The organism is Kitasatospora sp. NPDC059747 (assembly GCF_042732955.1).
In the GTDB taxonomy this organism is placed as follows: Bacteria; Actinomycetota; Actinomycetes; order Streptomycetales; family Streptomycetaceae; genus Kitasatospora.
Map to the genome: position 1 here is coordinate 37378 of NZ_JBHWGV010000058.1, position 19031 is coordinate 56408.

Genomic DNA, 19031 nt, shown 5'->3' on the forward strand with positions numbered 1-19031 from the left:
GTTTGGGGGGGGGGTTGGGGGGTGGGGGGGGGGGGGGGGGGGGGGGGTGGGTGGGGGGGGGGGGGGGGGGGGGGCCCCCCGCGCCGGGCGGGGGGCGGGGGGGGGCCCCCCCCCCCCCCGGCCCCCGCGGTCCGTCTCGGGCTCTTAGGCTGGAGGGGCAGGACGACCGGGTCGAGCAGCGGGGTGAACAGGGTGAGCGAGCAGGGACAGGGCCAGGCAGGTGGCCGGGCGCAGGAGCAGGAGGCGCCGGATCAGCCGGAGCAGGCCGCGCGGGAGCGCGAGGCGAAGGAGCAGGCGCGGGCGAAGGCGCGCCTCGTCTTCGGGGACCCGCTGGACCGGCAGTCCCGGGACGACACCGACTCCGGCTGGGGCGACCGCCCCGGGGCCGGGAGCGGGCGGGGGCTGGACTGGTACCTGAGCCAGCGCCCGCCGCACCACGGCGACTGAGCGGGACGAGGGACGAGGGACGAGGGCAGGACGGGACGGGCCGCGCTCAGCGCAGCGGGGCGACCAGTGCGTCGCGGATCTCGGTGAGCAGCTGGACCTCCTTGGCCTCGGCCTCCGCCACCTCCTCGGCGAGGGACTTGCGCCGGGCGGCCATGCGGTTCATGGGAATGATCAGGACGAAGTAGACGACGGCGGCGGTGATCAGGAACTGGAGCACGGCGCTGAGCACCGAGCCCCAGAGGATGAGGATCCCGGACACGACCTCGCCGGTGGGGGCCACGTCGCAGGGCCCCTTGAGGCAGGAACTGTAGGACGCGAGGTCCTTCGTCCCGAAGACACCGACGATCGGATTGATGACGCCCTTGACGAAGGCGTTGACGATGTTGGTGAAGGCCGCGCCGATGACGACGGCGACGGCGAGCTCGACGACATTTCCACGCAGCAGGAATTCCTTGAAGCCCTTCATGCCGCCTCGAACGACGAAGTCGTCGGCCGGTTACGGGTGATCATCCGAAGCCCCGGATTGACAACCCGCCTGGCCCAGCGCGCCACCGGACGGCGGTGGCAGCCCGGCCCGCGCGGGCCCGAACGCGAGCGCCGCGGCCACCGCGAGCAGCACCAACGCCGGCACCCCGGCCCGCCGCCGGACGGCGCGCCACCAGCGGTGCCGTCCGCCGGCCCCGCGCCGGATCGGCCGGAAGCTCGGCACGGCCCGTCGGGGCGGAACGGTGGGTGCGGGCAGCGGGACGGCGTGGCTGAGGGCGTTCATCGGGAACCACCTCCGGGGTCGGTCGGTCTCTGGTGACCCCACGATGAGCGTCCGCCGCGAAAGCCGGAAGATGTTATCCGCAGCCTGTGGAAAACCCCGGCCCTGTGGACGATTCCGTACACCCGTACGAGCTGGCCGGGCCCGTGAACGTTGACGCGCCCGGCGATGAGGGAGCTGCCCCGAGAACGGCGGAAGGCCCGCCGCCACCGCGTGGAGCGGGGCAGCGGGCCTTCCGGTGCGTGCTGGGGTCAGCCGGCGGCCGGAGCCGGGGAGGACGAGCCCGAGGTGGACGACGCCGGGGTCGAGGACGACCCGGACGACGAGGACGTCGTCGACGAGCCCGACGACGAGGAGCTCACCGAGCTGCTCGACGAGGAGCGGCTGTCGGTCCGGTAGAAGCCCGAGCCCTTGAAGACCACGCCCACGGCCGAGAAGACCTTGCGCAGCTTCCCCTGGCAGTCGGGGCAGGTGGTCAGCGCGTCGTCGGTGAACTTCTGCACCGCCTCCAGGCCGTTGCCGCACTCGGTGCACTGGTACTGGTACGTGGGCACTTGTCTTCCTCCTGGCACTCGCGCCTGATGAGTGCTAACGATGGTCAATGATGCGGTATTCCGCTGGATGAGTCCAGCGACTCCGGTGTGACATGGGCCCGGTCGGGCCGCCGTCAGCCCTTGGCGGCGCCCACCAGCTGCGGCTCGGCGGCGGCCGGGACGGTGCCGGCGCCGGATCCGGCGACCACCGTGCTCGCCCCGCCCGACGGCGCCAGCAGGTGCCGCAGCGAGACCAGCGCGGCCAGGCCCAGCCCGGCGCCGACGGCCGGCACCAGGAACCCGGCCGACGGCCCGTGGCTGTCGATCAGCCCCCCGGCCACCATCGAGCCGACCGCCAGGCCGAGGCCGATGGCGCCGGTCAGCCAGGTGAAGGCCTCGGTCTTGGCGCCGTCCGCGACCAGCGTCTCGACCAGGGTGTAGCCGCTGATCAGGGTCGGCGCGATGGCCAGGCCGCAGACCAGTCCGGCGATCGAGAGGGTGACCAGGTTGGGCATCGCCCACAGCGTCGAGCAGCCCAGCACCAGCAGGGTGTAGCTGGTGATCATGCGCTGCTGCACCGCGCGCCGCCAGGCGATCACGCCGTAGAGCACGCCGGCCACCATCGAGCCGCCGGCGAAGATGCCGTACACGGTGCCGGCCGCGGCGTGCTGCCCGACCGAGTCGGCGAAGGCGTTGACCGAGACCTGCATGCCGCCGAACACGGCGCCGACGCCGAGGATGGCGCCGGCCAGCAGCCGGACGCCGGGCGAGGCGAGCGCGGAGACGCGCTGCGCCCCGGGCTGCGGCACGATCCGGGCCGGCGCGGTGCGGCGCTGGGCGGCGAAGGCCAGGCCGCCGACGAAGGTGAGCGCGGCCTCCGTGATCAGGCTCGCGGAGGGGCTGACCGAGGTGGCGATCTTGGCGGCCAGGATCGGGCCGACGACGAAGGTGAGCTCGTCCGTGACGGACTCGAACGCGAACGCGGTGCCGACCTTGGCGGCGGAGGAGGCGGAGGCGCCCTCGGCACCGAGCTTGGCCACCCAGCGGGCGCGGACCATCGCGCCGATCTGCGGCACGCTGGCCCCGGCCGGGACGGCGGCCAGGCACAGGCTCCAGGCCGGCGCGTGGCCGTTCGCGAGGACGATCAGCGCGGCGACCGAGGCGGCGTGCACGAAGACGGTCGGGACGAGGACGGTGGCCTGCCCGTACCGGTCGGCGAGCCGGCCGGTCTGCGGGCCGATCAGGGCCTGGGCGACGGCGGCGACCGCCGTGACGGTGCCGGCCGTGCCCCACGAGCCGCCGGTGCCCGTGACGAGCATCAGGATGCCCATGCCGAGCATGGCGTAGGGCAGCCGCGCGACGAACGCGGGTGCCAGGAACGTCCAGGCACCCGGGGTGCGCAGCAGCGCGCCGTACCCGACGCGCGCGGGTGCGGCGTCCGGGGCGGTGGGGGTGTCCGTGGCGTCGTCGACCGTTCGGCGGGCCGTCACGGTCGTCCTTCCTGCTGCCTGGTAGCGCGGCAAGGGCATGGGGTGGCCCCGACGGCGCCGAGAGTCGTCCTCTCGTGCGTCGACCGGGGTAGATACCGGGCCGCTCCGGCGTGGTTGCCGAGAGCCGGGCCGCAGCCGCCGAGCGGTCGCGCCAACTCTGCATCAGGCAGATGCTGGGTTGGTCAAAAAGCGGTGTTCTTCCACCATACAGTTACGCGCGTAGATAGCGCTAGGCCCCAACGGATCCAAGCCGGAACGGGCTTCCAGGCCCCGAAAGGCCCGGTACGCCACTACTGTACGGCTCACTTCCCGTACAGCCACCCCGCGAGCTTGCCGCCCTTGTCCACGGCCCGCAGCCGCTTCTCCGCCGCCTCGCCGACCTCGTCCGTCGTGACGACGAGCAGCTCGTCGCCGCCGCGCAGCACCGTCGCCCGGTCCGGCACGAAGGAGCTCCCCTCCCGGACGACCAGGGTGACCGCCGCCCCCTTGGGCAGCCGCAGCTCGCCGACCTCCACGCCGGACATCCGGGACTCGGGGGAGAGCGCGACGGACAGCAGGTGGCCGTGCAGCTTCTCCAGCGGCGCGGACTCGATGTCGAGGTCCTGGCCCATCGCGCCCTCGCCGATCTTCAGCTGCCTGGCCACCCAGGGCAGGGTCGGGCCCTGGAGCAGGGTGAAGACGACGACCAGGATGAAGACGATGTTGAAGACGTCCTCGGCCTTGTGCGCGCCCGAGACCACCGGGATGGTGGCGAGCACGATGGGCACCGCCCCGCGCAGCCCGGCCCAGCTCAGCAGGGCCTGCTCCTTGCCGGGCACCCGGAACGGCGTCAGCGTGAGCACCACCGACAGCGGCCGCGCGAGGAAGACCAGCACCCCGCCGATGACGAGCGCCGGGATCACCGCGTCGCCCATCGTCTCGGGCGTGCACAGCAGGCCGAGCAGGACGAACATCCCGATCTGCCCGATCCAGGCCAGGCCGTCCGCGAAGCCGCGCACCGCCGGGCCGTGCGGCAGCTTGGCGTTGCCGAGGATCACGGCGCTGATGTAGACGGCGAGGAAGCCGGAGCCGTGCAGCAGCGCGCCGCCCGCGTAGGCGAGCACGGTCAGCGCCATGACGGCGATCGGGTAGAGGCCGGAGGACGGCAGGGCGACGTGCTTGATCCCGAACGCGCCGAGCTTGCCGACCGCGAGGCCGATCACCGCGCCGATCGCGAGCTCGGCGGCGATCGTGCCGAGCAGGACGTACCAGGAGTCCAGCTCGCCGGTGGTGGCGAAGGCGACGACCAGGATGACGACGGGCGCGTCGTTGAAGCCGGACTCGGCCTCCAGCAGGCCGGTGAGCCGGTGCGGCAGCGGGACCATCCGCAGGACGGAGAAGACGGCCGCGGCGTCGGTGGAGGAGACGATCGCGCCGAGCAGCATCGAGGTGCGCCAGTCCAGGCCGACCAGCCAGTGCGCGCCGGCGGCAGTGACGAACACGCTCACCCCGACCCCGACGGTGGCGAGCACGGTGGCCGCCGGCATCACCGGCTTGACCTCTCTCCAGCTGGTCTTCAGGCCGCCCTCGGCGAGGATCACCACGAGGGCCGCGTAGCCGATCACCTGGGTGAGCTCGGCGTTGTTGAAGGTGACGCCGATGCCGTTCTGGCCGAGGGCGACGCCGATCCCGAGGTAGATGAGGAGGCTGGGTAGCCCTGATCGGGTCGATATCCGCACGGCGACCACCGCGACCAGGAGGATCACGGAGAACTCGAGAAGCAGCTGGTTCAGGTGGTCGACGTTCACGCAGGGGCACCTCGTGCAGGCATGGGGGCGGGCGGGGTGTCTCTCGGTGGTGCTGGTGTCTCTCGGTGGTGCTGGTGGTGCTGGTGGTGCTGGAGTCTCTCGGTGATGCAGGTGATGCGGGTAGTGCTGGTGGTACCGGGGTGAGCCGCGGACCCGTTAAGAAGCCGTCAATACTCCTCTTGCGGATCGTTACTCATTCTAACATTTTGCCATATCTTTAGTTGGGCTCCTCACACAGGCCCCGTTCCGGGCCGTCCCCGTGCACGCCGTCCCATGGACTCGGCCTAATGTGGTGCCCTGTCACGGCCGCAGGCCCTGGACACGCCCGCCCGCCCCGAAGTCGAGGACCGCAAGGACCCAGATGCCCCGCTCCAAGAAGTTCCGGCGCGCCCGTCTGATCGTGATCGTGCTGGTCGTGCTGCTGGTGGCCGGCGTCGGCTACGGCGGTTACCGGGGGGTCGCCGCGGTCCGCGCGTCCTTCCCGACGGTCGACGGCACCGTGAAGATCGCGGGCCTGAGCGCGCCGGTCGACGTCAAGCGCGACGCCAACGGCATCCCGCAGATCTACGCCGACACCTCCGAGGACCTCTACCGCGCCCAGGGCTACGTCCAGGCGCAGGACCGCTTCTGGGAGATGGACGTCCGCCGGCACATCACCGCCGGCCGCCTCTCCGAGATGTTCGGCGACTCCCAGGTCGACACCGACTCCTTCATCCGCACCATGGGCTGGCGCCAGGTGGCGCAGAAGGAGTTCGACACCAAGCTCTCGCCGGAGACCAAGAAGTACCTCCAGGCGTACTCGGACGGCGTCAACGCCTGGCTGGCCGAGCACCCGGGCGGGGAGAAGGCCTCGCTGGAGTACGCGATGCTCGGCGCCGTCAACAGCGGCTACAAGCCCGAGCAGTGGAGCCCCGTCGACTCGGTGGCCTGGCTCAAGGCGATGGCCTGGAACCTCTCCGGGAACCTCCAGGAGGAGATCGACCGCTCGCTGCTGTCCCAGGACTTCACCCCGGACAAGATCGCCGAGCTGTACCCGGACTACCCGTACGCCCGCAACGGCACGATCGTGAAGACCGGCACGGTCTCGGGCGACACCTACCGCCCGGCCGACGGCTCCACCGCGCCGGGCGCCGGCAACCCCGCGGCCCCCACCGCGCAGGGCGCGGCCACCACCAAGGCGCTCCTGCAGGGCCTCACCGACCGGGTCGACGCGATGCCGCAGCTGCTCGGCCGCCCGGGCCAGGGCATCGGTTCCAACTCCTGGGTGGTGGCCGGCTCGCACACCACGACCGGCCAGCCGCTGATGGCCAACGACCCGCACCTCGGCCCCGGCCTGCCCTCGGTCTGGTACCAGACGGGCCTGCACTGCCGCACCGTTTCGCCGGCCTGCCAGTTCGACGTCACCGGCTTCACCTTCGCGGGCATGCCCGGCGTGGTGATCGGCCACAACAAGGACGTCGCCTGGGGCTTCACCAACCTGGGCGCCGACGTCACCGACCTGTACCTGGAGAAGGTCACCGGCCCGGACACCTACCAGGTGGACGGCAAGGACGTGAAGTTCGACCTCCGCAAGGAGACCATCAAGGTCGCCGGCGGCGAAGACCGCACCATCACCGTCCGCACCACCCAGACCGGCGCCCCGCTCATCTCCGACCAGAGCACCGAGCAGCAGAACGTCGGCAAGTACGCCCCGAACGGCAGCGCCGCCCCCGACCGCGGCACCGGCGGCTACGGCGTCGCCCTGCAGTGGACGGCGCTGAACCCCGGCAAGACGATGGACGCCGTCTTCGAGCTGGACAAGGCGAAGAACTGGGACGACTTCCGCAACGCCGCCAAGGACTTCGCCGTCCCCGCGCAGAACCTGATCTACGCCGACGCGAAGAACATCGGCTACCAGGCCCCGGGTGACATCCCGGTCCGCGGCAAGGGCGACGGCACGCTCCCGGCCCCGGGCTGGGATTCCGCCTATCAGTGGAAGGGCTCGATCCCCTTCGCCGCCCTGCCGTACAGCTTCAACCCGTCCGCCGGCTACATCGTCACCGCCAACCAGGCCGTGGTCGACCCGACGTACAAGTACGGCCTCACCAAGGACTGGGAGTACGGCACCCGGGCCAAGGAGATCACCGACCAGATCGACGGCCTGCTCAAGAACAACGGCAAGATCTCGCCGGACGACATGCAGACCCTGCAGCTGGACAACACCAGCGTCATGGCCAAGACGCTCGTCCCGCTGCTGCTCAAGCAGCAGATCGACGACCCGTACGTGCGCGAGGCCCAGGACCTCCTGAAGGACTGGAACTACCACCAGGACGCCGACTCGGCCGCCGCCGCGTACTACAACGCGGTCTGGCGCCAGCTGCTCACCCTCGCGTTCGGCCAGAAGTTCCCGGCCGACATCCGCGCCAAGGGCAACTGCCTGCTGGTCCGCCAGCAGGACGACCCGACCAAGCCGGACAGCTCCAGCAAGATCGTCACCGAGTGCGGCACCCGCGACCCGGACAAGGCCCAGCCCGACGGCGGCGACCGCTGGACCGAGGTCGTGCGCCAGCAGCTGAGCAAGCCCGACAGCACCTGGTGGACGTACATCGACTCGCAGCACAAGGAGCAGAAGGGCCTGGACAACCTGCTCCAGGAGGCGATGAAGAACGCCCGCCAGGAGCTGACCTCGCTGCTCAGCAAGGACGTCTCCAGCTGGAGCTGGGGCCGCCTGCACAAGCTGACGCTGCGCGAGCAGACCCTCGGCACCGACGACTCGTCGATCGCCTCCGGCGTCGTCCACAAGCTGCTCAACCGCGGCCCGTACCGCCTCTCCGGCAGCTCGGCGGCGGTCGACGCAGCGGGCTGGAACGCGGCGGCCGGCTACCAGGTGGACTGGATCCCGTCGATGCGCATGGTCGTCGACCTGAGCGACTTCGACTCCTCGCGCTGGGTCAACGTCGGCGGCGCCTCCGGCCACGCCTTCCACGAGAACTACAACGACCAGACCGACCTCTGGCTCAAGGGCAAGCTGCTGACCTGGGCCTACACGCCGGACGCGGTCGAGAAGGCGACCAAGCACAAACTGGTCCTGACCAACGGCTGACGCCCGGAGCACCGGTGGCCCCGCTCGAACGCGAGCGGGGCCACCGCCGTCTCCGGGCCCGCCGCGCGGTCCGGGATCACCCGAGCGGGTGGCGCCCCGACGGCGTGACCGCCACGTCCACCGGACGGTCGTGCGGCTCGGCCGGCACCTCTGCCAGCAGCTCGTGCTCGTACAGCAGCACCGCCAGCACCGGCCGCGCCCCGGCCCGCTCCAGCCGGGCCAGCACCCGGTCGTAGCTGCCGCCGCCACGGCCCAGCCGCAGCCCGCGCCGGTCCACCGCCAACCCCGGCAGCAGCACCACCGACGCCCCCACGACGGCCTCCGGCCCCAGCCGCGGCCCGACCGGCTCCAGCAGCCCGCGCCCGGCCGGGGCCAGCGCGTCCACGCCCTCGTACACCGCCCAGTCCAGGTCGTTGTCGGCCAGCAGGACGGGCAGCAGCACCCGCACGCCCCGCGCCCGCAGTCCGTCCAGCAGCGGCCCCGTCCCCGGCTCGGCGCCGACCGAGACGTACGCGGCGACCGTGGCCCCCGGCGCGGCCAGCCCCCCGGCGTGCACGGCCAGCGCGTGCGCCGCCTCCGTGCGCTGTTCCCCGGTGAGTGCCCGGCGATCGGCCAGCAGCCGTGTCCTCAGCCCGCTCTTCTCGTTGTGCATGGGATCTCCCCTGCTCTGCTCCGAGGTCCTCTGAACCCCGCCATGGCCCCCGCCACCGACGGGCCGAGCCTGACACGCGAAAGGGCGCCCCGATTGCCCACCCCGCTGCTGGTCCACGCCCTGGCCGCGCTGAGCGTCCCCGCGCTGGCCGGCACCACCGTGCTCGGCCTGCGGCTGCGCCGGGCGCACGGCGAGGCCGCCGACCGGGAGGCGCTGCTGCACGAGCGGGTCGCCGAGCTGGAGGGCCGCTGCGCCGAACTGGAGCGCACCGCCTCCTGCGACCCGCTCACCGGCGTGTGGAACTACCGGCACCTCCAGCTCACCCTGGACCGCGAGATCGAGCGCGCCCGCCGCGCCGAGCAGTCCGACCAGCACGAGGGGCCGCGCCCGCTGGCCGTGCTGCTCCTGGAGATCGCCGGCTTCGACGCGATCGTCACCGAGCACGGGCGCGCGCGGGCCGGCGCCATACTGCGCGACCTCGCCCAGCGCCTGGCGATGGAGATCCGCCGGTCCGACACCCTCGGCCGCTACAGCGGCGAGGAGTTCCTGGTGATCCTGCCGGACACCGGCGCCGAGGGCGCCGCCCAGGTCGCCGAGCGGCTGGTCTGGTCGGTGCGCCGGCACCTGCTGCTCGACTGGTCCTCCGGCCCCCGCGAGCCCCGCCCGGCGGGCGGAAACGGCCTCACCGCCGCCGTCGGCGTCGCCGTGCTCCCCGAGGACGGCACCCACGCGGCCGTCCTGCTCCGGGCCGCCGACCGGGCGCTCGCCGGGGCCCGCGCGGCGGGCGGCGACTGCTGGCGCGGCAGCCTGCCGGCCGGGCACCGCGCGCCCGTCACTTCCGGTACGGAGGGCGGTCCGACTGCCGAACGTGACCGTTCGGAAAAGCCGGGTAGTCTGTCGCCCTGTGCCGGCGGGGACCCCCTCTCCCAGCCGGTCATTTCCCAGACGCCTGCCACCGCGGCCGGCCCCGGCGACGGGCTTCCCCAGCCGCCCGACCGCGCCCGGACGGCTGAAAACGTGCCTTAGTAAGGTTTGCGCATGACGACGACCAACACTCGAATTCCGGTAACCAAGGCCGTGGTACCCGCGGCCGGACTGGGCACCCGCTTCCTCCCGGCCACCAAGGCCACGCCGAAGGAGATGCTGCCCGTCGTCGACAAGCCGGCCATCCAGTACGTCGTCGAGGAGGCCGCCGCCGCGGGGCTGTCCGACATACTGATGGTCACGGGCCGCAACAAGCGCGCCCTGGAGGACCACTTCGACCGCGCCTACGAGCTGGAGGAGCTCCTCGCCCGCAAGGGTGACGAGGACCGCCTGCGCCGCGTCCGCGAGTCCGTCGAACTGGCGAACATGCACTACGTCCGCCAGGGCGACCCGAAGGGCCTCGGCCACGCCGTCTCGGTCGCCGAGCAGCACGTCGCCGGCCAGCCCTTCGCCGTCCTCCTCGGCGACGACCTGATCGACCCCCGCGACCCGCTGCTGGCCCGCATGATCGAGGTCCAGCAGGAGCTCGGCGGCTCGGTCGTCGCCCTCATGGAGGTCGACCCCTCCCAGATCCACCTGTACGGCTGCGCCGCCGTCAAGGCGAACGGCTTCGGCGAGGACGTCTTCCAGGTGACCGACCTGGTCGAGAAGCCCGACACCGCCGACGCCCCGTCGAACTACGCCGTCATCGGCCGCTACGTCCTCGACCCCTCGGTCTTCGACGTGCTGCGCGAGACCCCGCCCGGCCGCGGCGGCGAGATCCAGCTCACCGACGCCCTGCGCGAGCTGACCACCCGCGACGCGGAGTCCGGCGGCCAGGTGCACGGCGTGCTCTTCAAGGGCCGCCGCTACGACACCGGCGACCGCGCCGACTACCTGCGCGCTATCGTCCGACTGGCCTCCGAGCGCGAGGACCTGGGCCCGGAGTTCCGCTCCTGGCTGCGGGAGTTCGTCGCCACCGAGCTGCAGGACTGACACACCGACCGAGAGCGAGCCGCCGATGACCGGGTCCGAGCACAGCCACAGCGCCGCCGCAGCCTGCTGCGACGCCACCGCGGACCCGGTACCGGCGGCTCCTCGCCTGTGGACGGTCGACGAGCACCTCGCCGACGTCCTCGCCGCCGTCACCCCGCTGCCGGCCATCGAACTCGGCCTGCTCGACGCCCGCGGCTGCCGGCTCGACGAGGACGTGCTCGCGGACGGCGACCTGCCGCCGTTCGACAACAGCTCGATGGACGGGTACGCCGTGCGCACCGCCGACACCGTCCGCGCCACCGCCGAGTACCCCTCGGTGCTCGCCGTGGTCGGCGACATCGCGGCCGGCGCCGGCGAACTGCCCCGGGTCGGACCGGGCCAGGCCGCCCGGATCATGACCGGCGCCCCCGTCCCGCCCGGCGCGGAGGCCGTCGCCCCGGTCGAGTGGACCGACGGCGGCACCGGCACCGGCGAGGCGGCCGACGCGATGACCGCGGCCGTCGAGGACGAGGAGGTCCGGGTCCTGCGCCCGGTCGCCGAAGGCGCCCACATCCGCCGCCGCGGCAGCGACGTCGCGGCCGGCTCGCGCGTCCTGGAGGCCGGCACCCGGCTCGGCCCCACCCAGCTCGGCCTGCTCGCCGCGATCGGCCGGGCCACCGTGAAGGTCCGCCCGCGCCCCCGGGTGGTCGTGCTGTCCACCGGCAGCGAGCTGGTCCAGCCCGGCGAGCCCGTCGGCCCCGGCCAGATCTCCGACTCCAACAGCTTCACCCTCACCGCCGCGGCCCAGGACGCCGGCGCCATCGCCTACCGGGTCGGCGGGGTCCCGGACGACGCCGCCCGGCTGCGCGCTGTCCTGGAGGACCAGCTCGGCCGCGCCGACCTCATCGTCACCAGCGGCGGCGTCAGCGTCGGCGCGTACGACGTGGTCAAGGAGGTCTTCGAGTCCTACGGCGGTGTGGACTTCCGGCGGCTGCGGATGCAGCCCGGCAAGCCGCAGGGCTTCGGGCGGATCGGCGCCTCCGCGGGCTCGGCCGGCGTGCCGCTGCTCGCCCTGCCCGGCAACCCGGTCAGCGCCTACATCTCCTTCGAGCTGTTCGTCCGCCCGGTCATCCGCACCATGCTCGGCGCCCCCGACGTGCACCGCCCGGTGGTCCGCGCGCTCTGCCCGGCGGCGCTGCGCTCCCCGGCCGGACGGCGGCAGTTCCTGCGCGGCCGGTACGCGCCGGACGGCACGGTCGAGCCGGTCGGCGGGGCCGAGTCCCACCTGGTCGGCGCGCTGGCCCGGGCGAACTGCCTGATCACCGTCCCCGAGGACGTCACGGAGCTGCCCGCGGGCAGCTCCGTGGACGTGGTCCTACTCGACTCCTGAGGCCCGTCCCGTCCCGTGATCCGGCCCCTCCCACGCGGCGGGGCGGGGGAGCTGTACGGTAGCGCGGTATTCGATCTGCGCGCCCCTGGAGCCCCCGTGACCACACCTCCCCCCGGCGACCGCCTCACCCACGTCGACGACCAGGGCGCGGCCCGGATGGTCGACGTCTCCGAGAAGGCCACCACCGCGCGCACCGCCGTCGCGGCCGGCCGGGTCAGGGTCTCCCCGAAAGTGGTCGAACTGCTGCGCGGCGAGGGCGTGCCCAAGGGCGACGCCCTCGCGGTCGCGCGCATCGCCGGGATCATGGGCGCCAAGCGGACGCCCGACCTGATCCCGCTCTGCCACCCGATCGCCGTCTCCGGCGTGAAGGTCGACCTCGCCGTCGCCGACGACGCGGTCGAGATCACCGCCACCGTGAAGACCGCCGACCGCACCGGCGTCGAGATGGAGGCGCTGACCTCCGTGACGGTCGCCGCGCTGACCGTCATCGACATGGTCAAGGCGGTGGACAAGGGCGCCGCCATCGAGTTCGTCCGGGTGCTCAGCAAGACCGGCGGCAAGAGCGGCGACTGGTTCGCCCCGGGGGTGGGCGCGTGAGCGAGCGGAGCGAGCTCACCATCGGGAGGTGCGCGTTTCGCGAAGCGGCCGCCGAGCGAAGCGAGGAGGGGCGCATGAGCGAGCGGAGCGAGCTCACCATCGAGAGGTGCGGGTTGCCTGAAGGGCCTGCCGAGCGAAGCGAGGTGGGCGCATGAAGGCGTCGGCAGGGAAGGCGCTGGCCGTCACCGTCTCCAACCGCGCCTCGGCCGGTGTCTACGCGGACAAGGGCGGCCCGCTGCTGGTCGCCGGGCTGACCGCGATGGGCTTCACCGCCGACGGCCCGCGCGTCGTGCCGGACGGCGAGCCCGTCGAGGCGGCCCTGCGGGAGGCCGTCGCGGCCGGCTACGACGTCGTGCTGACCACCGGCGGCACCGGCATCTCGCCGATGGACCTCACCCCCGAGATGACCGCCCGGGTCATCGACCGGCAGGTCCCCGGCATCGCCGAGGCGATCCGCGCGCACGGCCGCGACAAGGTGCCGACCTCGGCGCTCTCCCGCGGGCTGGCCGGTCTCGCCGGACGTACGCTGATCGTCAACCTGCCGGGATCGACCGGCGGCGTCCGGGACGGCCTCGCCGTGCTGGAGCCGCTGCTCGCCCACGCCGTCGACCAGCTCGGCGGAGGGGACCACCCCCGGCCCGACGACGCGGCACCCGGGAGAGCGCACTGAACGCCGGCTGGCCGGTAGAGCTCCACGAGGGGGAGGTCGCGCTGCGCCCGATCAGGGTGCGCGACCAGCGCGACTGGCAGGAGGTCAGCCGCCGCAACCGGGACTGGCTGCGGCGCTGGGAGGCCACCGTGCCGCCCGGCCCGGCCGGCCAGGCGGCCGGGCCGCGCCCGACCTTCCGGCAGATGGTCCGCTTCCTGCGCGGGGAGGCCTCGGCCGGGCGGATGCTGCCCTTCGTCGTGCTCCACGAGGGCCGGCTGGTCGGCCAGCTGACCGTCGGCGGAATCACCTGGGGCTCGATGTGCTCGGCCAACGTCGGCTACTGGGTCGACGAGGCGGTGGCCGGCCGCGGCATCATGCCCACCGCCGTGGCGCTTTCGGTCAACCACTGTTTCCGCAACCTCGGGCTGCACCGGATCGAGGTCTGCATCCGCCCGGAGAACACCCCGAGCCGCCGGGTGGTGGAAAAGCTCGGGTTCCGTCCGGAGGGAATGCGCCCGCGCTATCTCCACATCGACGGCGACTGGCGCGACCACCTCGTGTACGCGCTGACGGCCGAGGAGGTCCCCGAGGGGATGCTGGAACGCTGGCGGGCGCTCAGTTCGGCTGCGGGCCGCGATAATTGAATGTATGTTCGAATCAAATATCGATATGGCATCGACGTGGAGACGGACGGTCACAAATGCCGTCAAAATAGTCGGAGAATCAGCTTGATCACACGACACGCCGCGTCAAATTGCTGTCGGGCCTTCCCCGTCGCCCGTACGGTGTGAATCGTGAGCAGTAGCGGCCTTATCTACGCCGTCATCGTAGGGGCCTGGGCCGCCTATCTGGTGCCCATGTGGCTTCGCAGGCAGGACGAACTCAACGAGGCGCGCCCGACGGAACGCTTCAGCACCGCCATCCGCCTGCTGGCCGGGCGTTCGGCGCTGGAGCGGCGGGCGGCCCGGTCCCTGGGCGACGAACCGCGTGACGACGAGCAGAGCAGCGACGGCCCTCCCGCACGGGACGAGGCCGTCTCCGGCGACCCCGCGGACCGGGAGCCCGAGCCCCCGGCGGAGCGGCCCGAGCGCCCCGGGCGGCCGGCCCCGGCCCCCGCGCCGCCGGGCGGGGCGGAGCGCCGGGCGCGCCTGCTGGCCCGCCGGCGCCGGATGGTCACCGCCCTCTTCCTGGCCTTCGCCCTCGGCGCGGTGGTCGCGGCGGTGGCCGGACTGGCCTTCCTGTGGGTGCCGGCCGTCCCGGCGGCCCTCCTGACCCTCTACATCGGTCACCTGCGCAAGCTGGAGCGCCAGCGCTACGAGGTGAAGCTCGACCGGGTCCGGGCCGCGCAGGCCGCCGAGCGGCTGCGCAAGCGCGAGCAGCAGCGCGCCGAGGCCCGGGCGGCCGACGAGGTGCAGACCGCGGTCGTCGCCCCGCCGGAGCCGTCGGCCCCGGCCGAGCCGCGGGTCGCCCGCCGTCCGCACCTGCGGCTGGCCCCGGGGCCCGAGGAGGTCCGGGGTGCGGCGTCGTCGGCCTCGGCGCTCGTGGAGGCGACGGAGCACGACGAGTGGGTCGACGGCATGCGCGAGCGCGGCGCGGCCGGCCCGGACTCCTGGGAGCCGGTGCCCGTCCCGCTGCCGACGTACGTGACGGCGCCGGTCGCCCCGCGGGTCTCCCGCGGCCTGGACCTGACGGCCCCGGGGACGTGGACCGCCGGGCGTCCGACGGAGTCGCGCAACACCCCGCTCTTCGACCAGTACGCCGAGCCGCCGGCCTCCGAGACCCGCCCGCGCGCCGCCAACGAGTGAGCGGCCGCGGGCCCCGGCCGGCAGCGGGATCGGGGGGTGGTCACGGACCCCCTCCGAAAGGTGCTAAAGTTTCTTCTCGTTGGGGCTGTGGCGCAGTCCGGTAGCGCACCTCGTTCGCATCGAGGGGGTCAGGGGTTCGAATCCCCTCAGCTCCACCCAACAAGGGCCCCGCCCGGTCGACAAGACCGGGCGGGGTTCCTGCTTTGTGGCGGCGTTCGCGTCAACTGCCCGTGGGGGCGGGTGTCCTGGCGGTCGGTCCGGTCCCGCCGGCGGCCTGTGAAGAAGGTCACACGACGCCGCTCCCGCCGGTTCCGGAGCCACGGTCGGCCCTCAGGGGGGTCGGTTATGGTGGGTTGGCCCAGACGGCGACGAGGGAACGATCTGGTCTATCTCAACGGGGTGCCATCGCGGTGCGCGAGTTCGGTCTGACACGGTGGGCACGACGGACGGACGCGGAGGACCGCGGCACCACTCCAGCCCCCGGAGGACCGGCTCCGAGCGTGGTCGTCGCGGGCTGCCTCGCGGCGCTCTCCCTGGCGGCGTACGTCGTCGTGCGCCACTTCCACGGCCAGACGATGGTCGACATGCTCGTCTACCGGGCCGAGGGCGCGGCCGTCGTGCACGGCCAGGACCTGTACGCGATGCGGCTGCCCGGCTGGGACCTGCCCGCCACGTACCCGCCGTTCGCCGCGATGCTGTTCGTGCCGAGCACCTGGTTCGACGTGAGCACGCTGCGCGTCCTGGTGCAGCTGCTCAACCTCGGCCTGCTGGCGCTCGCCGCCCACCTCTCCTTCCGCCTGGTCGGCCGGCCGGCGGCGCGGCACCGCACCGCCGCCGTGCTCCTCGCGACCGGGTTCGGCGTCTGGCTGGAGCCGGTCTTCACCACATTCCAGTACGGGCAGGTCAACCTCGGCATCCTGTGCCTGGTCCTGTGGGACCTGACCCGCCCGGACCGCAGCCGCGCCAAGGGCGTGGGCATCGGCCTGGCCACCGCCATCAAGATCACCCCCGGCCTGTTCGCGGTCTACCTGCTGCTGACCGGCCGGATCAGGGCCGCGCTGGTCTCCGGGGGCACCTTCCTGGCGGCCGGACTGGTCGGCTGGCTCGTGCTGCCCGACGCGACCTTCGGGTTCTGGACGAAGTACCTGTGGGACCCGAGCCGGGTCGGGGTCACCGTCATCGCCGACAACCAGTCGCTGCGCGGCGCCGTCTGCCGACTGCTCAGCAGCAACGAGCCCGGCCTCGCCGGACTGGCCGCGTGCGCGGCCGTCGGCATCCTCGGCCTCGGCGTGGCCGTCCTGGCCGGGCGCTCGCGCTCGCTGCGGCGCGCCGACGCGTGGGGCGCCCTGTGCACCGCGTTCACGGCGCTCCTGGTGTCGCCGATCAGCTGGACCCACCACTGGGTGTGGTGCATCCCGCTGCTCGCCCTGCTGGCCGTGGAGGCCAGGACCACCGGGCGCAAGGTCCTGCTCGGGGTGGCGCTGGCGGTGTTCCTCTCGCACGCGATGTGGACCGTGCCGCACCGCTGGGGGCTCGGCGTCGCCTGGTACTGGCAGCTGCCGTCCTCGGTCTACGCGCCGTTCGGCATCGCCCTGCTGGTCGTCGTGGCGCTGCGGCTGTACCGCCTGCGCGGCGGCCCGGGCGAGCTCGGAGCGGAGGCGGACGAGGTGCTCCGCCGCGCCGAGCTGGGCGCGGACGCGGCCCTGACGAAGCAGGCGTGACCATGGCCGTCGACACCCGCTCCGCGACACCCGCCCCCGCCCGGCTGCCCGGCGCCGCCGTGCGCTCGGCGCTGGCCGGCAGCCCGGCCCGGCGCACCGTGCTGCTCGGCTTCCTGTGCTTCGCCGTCATGTGCGCCATCGGGCTGCAGGGCTGGACCTCGGTCGCGCTCGGCGGCTTCGACCTCGGGATCTTCGACCAGGGCATCCGCGGCTACGCCCACTTCGGGCTGCCCGTCTCGACGCTGAAGAGCTACCACCACGAGTTCCCGCCGGGCTTCTCGCTCCTCGGCGACCACTTCTCGCCGGTCCTCGCGCTGCTCGCGCCGCTGTACTGGATCTGGGACGACCCGCGCTCGCTGATCCTCGGGCAGGCCCTGCTCTTCGCGTCCGGCGTGCCGCTGATCCGGCGGATCGCCGTCCACGCCTTCGCGTACACCGCCCCGGCCACCGCCCGGCGCGCCGCCGACCTGGCGGGCCTCGTCTACGCCCTCGGGTGGCCGCTGCTGGTCGCCTCCCGGGTGGGCTTCCACGAGGTGGCCTTCGCCGTGCCGCTGACCCTGCTGATGCTGGAACGCGGCCTGGCCCGGAAGTACTGGATGGTGGCCCTGGCCGCCGTCCTGCTGTGCTGCACCAAGGAAGACCTCGGCCTGATGGTGGCCGCGTACGGACTGGTCCTGCTGCTGCGCCTGCGCGGCTCCGGGGACCGCGCCGGCCGGTACACCGGCATCGGGCTGCTGGTGGGCGGACCGCTCGCCTCGGCCGTCGCGATCAAGTGGCTGATCCCGGCGATGGGCGGCGAGCCGGGCTACTACTGGAACTACGGCTCGATCGGAAGTGACGCCGGGGACGCCCTGCACAACCTGCTGGGCAACCCGTTCCTGCTGGTCCAGGCCGCCTTCGACCAGCCGCTCAAGCCGCTGCTGCTGCTCTGGCTCTTCGGCACGATGTTCCTGCTGCCGCTGCGCTCGGCGACCGTCCTGTGCGCGGTGCCGCTGCTGGCCGAGCGGATCCTCTCCAGCAACCCCAACCACTGGTCGATCGCCCGCCACTACGACTCCATGCTGTGGCCGATCCTGCTCACCGCGGCCGTCGAGGTGACCGGCCGGCTGATGGCCGAGGAGCACACGGCGCGCCGCGGCCGCCTCCTGGGCCTGGCCGCGGCGGGCTGCGCGCTGGTCGCCGCCGTGCCGCTCGGGCTCGCGCAGCTGGCCGTGCCGTCCTCCTGGCAGCCCAAGACGAGCGAGGCGGCGCTCGTCCGGGCGGCCGCGCTCGTCCCCGACGGCGCGTCGGTGGAGGCGGACAACCAGATCGCGCCGCGGCTCACCGCCCGGGCGGACGTGGTGCTGGTGGACGGCACCCCGCGCGGGCGCGAGTACGTGCTCACGCGGTCGGACAAGCGCTCGTTCCCGTTCGAGACGGACAAGCAGCAGGCCGAGCGGATCCAGCTGCTGCTGGCCCACGGGTACCGGCAGGTCTGGGCCGAGGACGGCGTGGTGCTGCTGCACCGGGAGGGCACCGAGCCGATCCCGGGCGAGCACGTGCCGGGCGGGGACAGCAAGCCCGTCCAGGACAAGGTGCCGTCGGACGTGGGGCACAACCTCTTCCGGGGCTGACTTCCGGGACCTCTTCCGGGGCTGACGCTCAGGCGCGGACGACCACGACCGGGCACCCCGCGTGGTGGAGGCAGTACAGGGAGACGGTGCCGAGCAGGGCCCCCGGCGGGGCGCGGCGGCCCCGGCTGCCGACGACCAGGGCGGCGGCCCCCTCGGCGGCGGCCACCAGGGTGGGGCCGGGCGCTCCGGCGGCGAGGTGGCGGCGGACGGCGAGCCCTTCGGGGCAGGCGGCCAGCGTCTCGTCGAGGATCTCGGCGGCGCGGCGCTCGGGCCCGAAGCCGTCCAGGGCGGGCGGGACGAACCCGTGCTCGCCGTACAGGCAGGGGAAGTCCCAGACGGTCACGGCCTCCAGCGGGGCGCCGCTCAGGCCGGCCAGGCGGGCCGCCCAGCGGACGGCGGCGCGGGAGGCCGGGGAGCCGTCCACGCCGACCACGATCCTGCCGTCGAGCTGCCGGGCCATGCATCGAGCGTAGGGCCCGTCGTCGGACTCCCGCCTGCCGTGCGGGCGGAAGCCCGACGACGGGCCCTGAGACGCCCGAGGGCCGGCCGGAACTCCGTCCC

General features: G+C 73.4%; 18 protein-coding genes and 1 tRNA gene. 12 read left to right on the top strand and 7 right to left on the bottom strand.

The annotated features are described in order from the left end of the window. Positions 1 to 192 precede the first annotated feature (192 nt). Complete coding sequence (locus tag ACFV4G_RS24500) at positions 193 to 447, top strand: hypothetical protein (protein ID WP_380443810.1); 255 nt, start codon at positions 193 to 195, stop codon at positions 445 to 447. A 46-nt stretch (positions 448 to 493) separates the two neighbouring features. Here ACFV4G_RS24500 and mscL read toward each other — a convergent pair whose 3' ends face one another. From mscL to ACFV4G_RS24525, 5 genes are all read right to left on the bottom strand, one after another. Beyond that, positions 494 to 913 (bottom strand): large conductance mechanosensitive channel protein MscL, encoded by a 420-nt coding sequence (mscL, locus tag ACFV4G_RS24505; RefSeq protein WP_380443812.1) that lies wholly within the window; start codon positions 911 to 913, stop codon positions 494 to 496. Positions 914 to 943: 30 nt separating this feature from the next. Further along, entirely contained in the window at positions 944 to 1216 is a 273-nt protein-coding gene (locus ACFV4G_RS24510) for a hypothetical protein (protein ID WP_359968004.1), read from the bottom strand. A gap of 248 nt (positions 1217 to 1464) precedes the next feature. Then, on the bottom strand, positions 1465 to 1767 hold the full coding sequence (locus ACFV4G_RS24515) for an FmdB family zinc ribbon protein (protein ID WP_380443815.1): 303 nt from the start codon (positions 1765 to 1767) through the stop codon (positions 1465 to 1467). Positions 1768 to 1880: 113 nt separating this feature from the next. Next, on the bottom strand, positions 1881 to 3236 hold the full coding sequence (locus ACFV4G_RS24520; RefSeq protein ID WP_380443817.1) for an MFS transporter: 1356 nt from the start codon (positions 3234 to 3236) through the stop codon (positions 1881 to 1883). Positions 3237 to 3538: 302 nt separating this feature from the next. Next, positions 3539 to 5023, bottom strand: a complete 1485-nt coding sequence (locus ACFV4G_RS24525; protein ID WP_380443818.1) for a potassium/proton antiporter — start codon at positions 5021 to 5023, stop codon at positions 3539 to 3541. 361 nt (positions 5024 to 5384) lie between these two features. On the opposite strand from ACFV4G_RS24525, the gene ACFV4G_RS24530 reads away from it, so the two are divergent. After that, complete coding sequence (locus ACFV4G_RS24530; protein WP_380443820.1) at positions 5385 to 8105, top strand: penicillin acylase family protein; 2721 nt, start codon at positions 5385 to 5387, stop codon at positions 8103 to 8105. Positions 8106 to 8181: 76 nt separating this feature from the next. On the opposite strand, the gene ACFV4G_RS24535 is transcribed toward ACFV4G_RS24530, so the two are convergent. Continuing rightward, on the bottom strand, positions 8182 to 8757 hold the full coding sequence (locus ACFV4G_RS24535; RefSeq protein ID WP_380443822.1) for a 5-formyltetrahydrofolate cyclo-ligase: 576 nt from the start codon (positions 8755 to 8757) through the stop codon (positions 8182 to 8184). 93 nt (positions 8758 to 8850) lie between these two features. On the opposite strand from ACFV4G_RS24535, the gene ACFV4G_RS24540 reads away from it, so the two are divergent. The 10 genes from ACFV4G_RS24540 to ACFV4G_RS24585 all read left to right on the top strand — a co-directional run bounded on the left by ACFV4G_RS24540 (position 8851) and on the right by ACFV4G_RS24585 (position 18470). Then, positions 8851 to 9783, top strand: coding sequence for a GGDEF domain-containing protein (locus ACFV4G_RS24540; protein ID WP_380443824.1), 933 nt, complete (start codon positions 8851 to 8853; stop codon positions 9781 to 9783). Between the two features lie 12 nt (positions 9784 to 9795). Next, positions 9796 to 10716: a UTP--glucose-1-phosphate uridylyltransferase GalU gene (gene galU / locus ACFV4G_RS24545; RefSeq protein ID WP_380443826.1), complete on the top strand. Its 921-nt coding sequence runs from the start codon at positions 9796 to 9798 to the stop codon at positions 10714 to 10716. Between the two features lie 25 nt (positions 10717 to 10741). After that, the gene (gene glp / locus ACFV4G_RS24550; RefSeq protein ID WP_380443828.1) at positions 10742 to 12085 is read left to right on the top strand and encodes a gephyrin-like molybdotransferase Glp; all 1344 of its coding nucleotides are present in this window, start codon (positions 10742 to 10744) and stop codon (positions 12083 to 12085) included. Between the two features lie 96 nt (positions 12086 to 12181). After that, a complete protein-coding gene (gene moaC, locus ACFV4G_RS24555) occupies positions 12182 to 12682 on the top strand; it encodes a cyclic pyranopterin monophosphate synthase MoaC (protein ID WP_380443830.1) in 501 nt (166 codons plus the stop codon). Positions 12683 to 12833: 151 nt separating this feature from the next. After that, positions 12834 to 13352 (top strand): molybdenum cofactor biosynthesis protein B, encoded by a 519-nt coding sequence (locus ACFV4G_RS24560; protein ID WP_380443832.1) that lies wholly within the window; start codon positions 12834 to 12836, stop codon positions 13350 to 13352. Then, a complete protein-coding gene (locus ACFV4G_RS24565) occupies positions 13349 to 13975 on the top strand; it encodes a GNAT family N-acetyltransferase (RefSeq protein WP_380443846.1) in 627 nt (208 codons plus the stop codon). The genes ACFV4G_RS24560 and ACFV4G_RS24565 overlap by 4 nt, the downstream gene beginning before the upstream one ends. Positions 13976 to 14125: 150 nt before the next feature. Beyond that, positions 14126 to 15136: a hypothetical protein gene (locus tag ACFV4G_RS24570; RefSeq protein ID WP_380443834.1), complete on the top strand. Its 1011-nt coding sequence runs from the start codon at positions 14126 to 14128 to the stop codon at positions 15134 to 15136. 81 nt (positions 15137 to 15217) lie between these two features. Further along, positions 15218 to 15291, top strand: a tRNA-Ala gene (locus ACFV4G_RS24575). Positions 15292 to 15636: 345 nt separating this feature from the next. Next, positions 15637 to 16857 carry a glycosyltransferase 87 family protein gene (locus tag ACFV4G_RS24580; protein WP_380443836.1) on the top strand — a complete coding sequence of 407 codons (1221 nt, stop codon included), beginning with the start codon at positions 15637 to 15639 and terminating at the stop codon, positions 16855 to 16857. Between the two features lie 2 nt (positions 16858 to 16859). Continuing rightward, on the top strand, positions 16860 to 18470 hold the full coding sequence (locus tag ACFV4G_RS24585) for a DUF2079 domain-containing protein (RefSeq protein WP_380443838.1): 1611 nt from the start codon (positions 16860 to 16862) through the stop codon (positions 18468 to 18470). A gap of 28 nt (positions 18471 to 18498) precedes the next feature. On the opposite strand, the gene ACFV4G_RS24590 is transcribed toward ACFV4G_RS24585, so the two are convergent. Next, positions 18499 to 18930, bottom strand: a complete 432-nt coding sequence (locus ACFV4G_RS24590) for a universal stress protein (protein ID WP_380443840.1) — start codon at positions 18928 to 18930, stop codon at positions 18499 to 18501. Between the last annotated feature and the right edge of the window lie 101 nt (positions 18931 to 19031).

Bases quoted from the DNA above. Each gene is read 5' to 3' on its own strand.
- galU (WP_380443826.1), top strand. From the start codon at position 9,796: ATGACGACGACCAACACTCGAATTCCGGTAACCAAGGCCGTGGTACCC.
- ACFV4G_RS24510 (WP_359968004.1), bottom strand. From the start codon at position 1,216: ATGAACGCCCTCAGCCACGCCGTCCCGCTGCCCGCACCCACCGTTCCG.
- ACFV4G_RS24590 (WP_380443840.1), bottom strand. From the start codon at position 18,930: ATGGCCCGGCAGCTCGACGGCAGGATCGTGGTCGGCGTGGACGGCTCC.
- ACFV4G_RS24535 (WP_380443822.1), bottom strand. From the start codon at position 8,757: ATGCACAACGAGAAGAGCGGGCTGAGGACACGGCTGCTGGCCGATCGC.
- ACFV4G_RS24585 (WP_380443838.1), top strand. From the start codon at position 16,860: ATGGCCGTCGACACCCGCTCCGCGACACCCGCCCCCGCCCGGCTGCCC.
- ACFV4G_RS24530 (WP_380443820.1), top strand. From the start codon at position 5,385: ATGCCCCGCTCCAAGAAGTTCCGGCGCGCCCGTCTGATCGTGATCGTG.
- ACFV4G_RS24560 (WP_380443832.1), top strand. From the start codon at position 12,834: ATGAAGGCGTCGGCAGGGAAGGCGCTGGCCGTCACCGTCTCCAACCGC.
- mscL (WP_380443812.1), bottom strand. From the start codon at position 913: ATGAAGGGCTTCAAGGAATTCCTGCTGCGTGGAAATGTCGTCGAGCTC.
- glp (WP_380443828.1), top strand. From the start codon at position 10,742: ATGACCGGGTCCGAGCACAGCCACAGCGCCGCCGCAGCCTGCTGCGAC.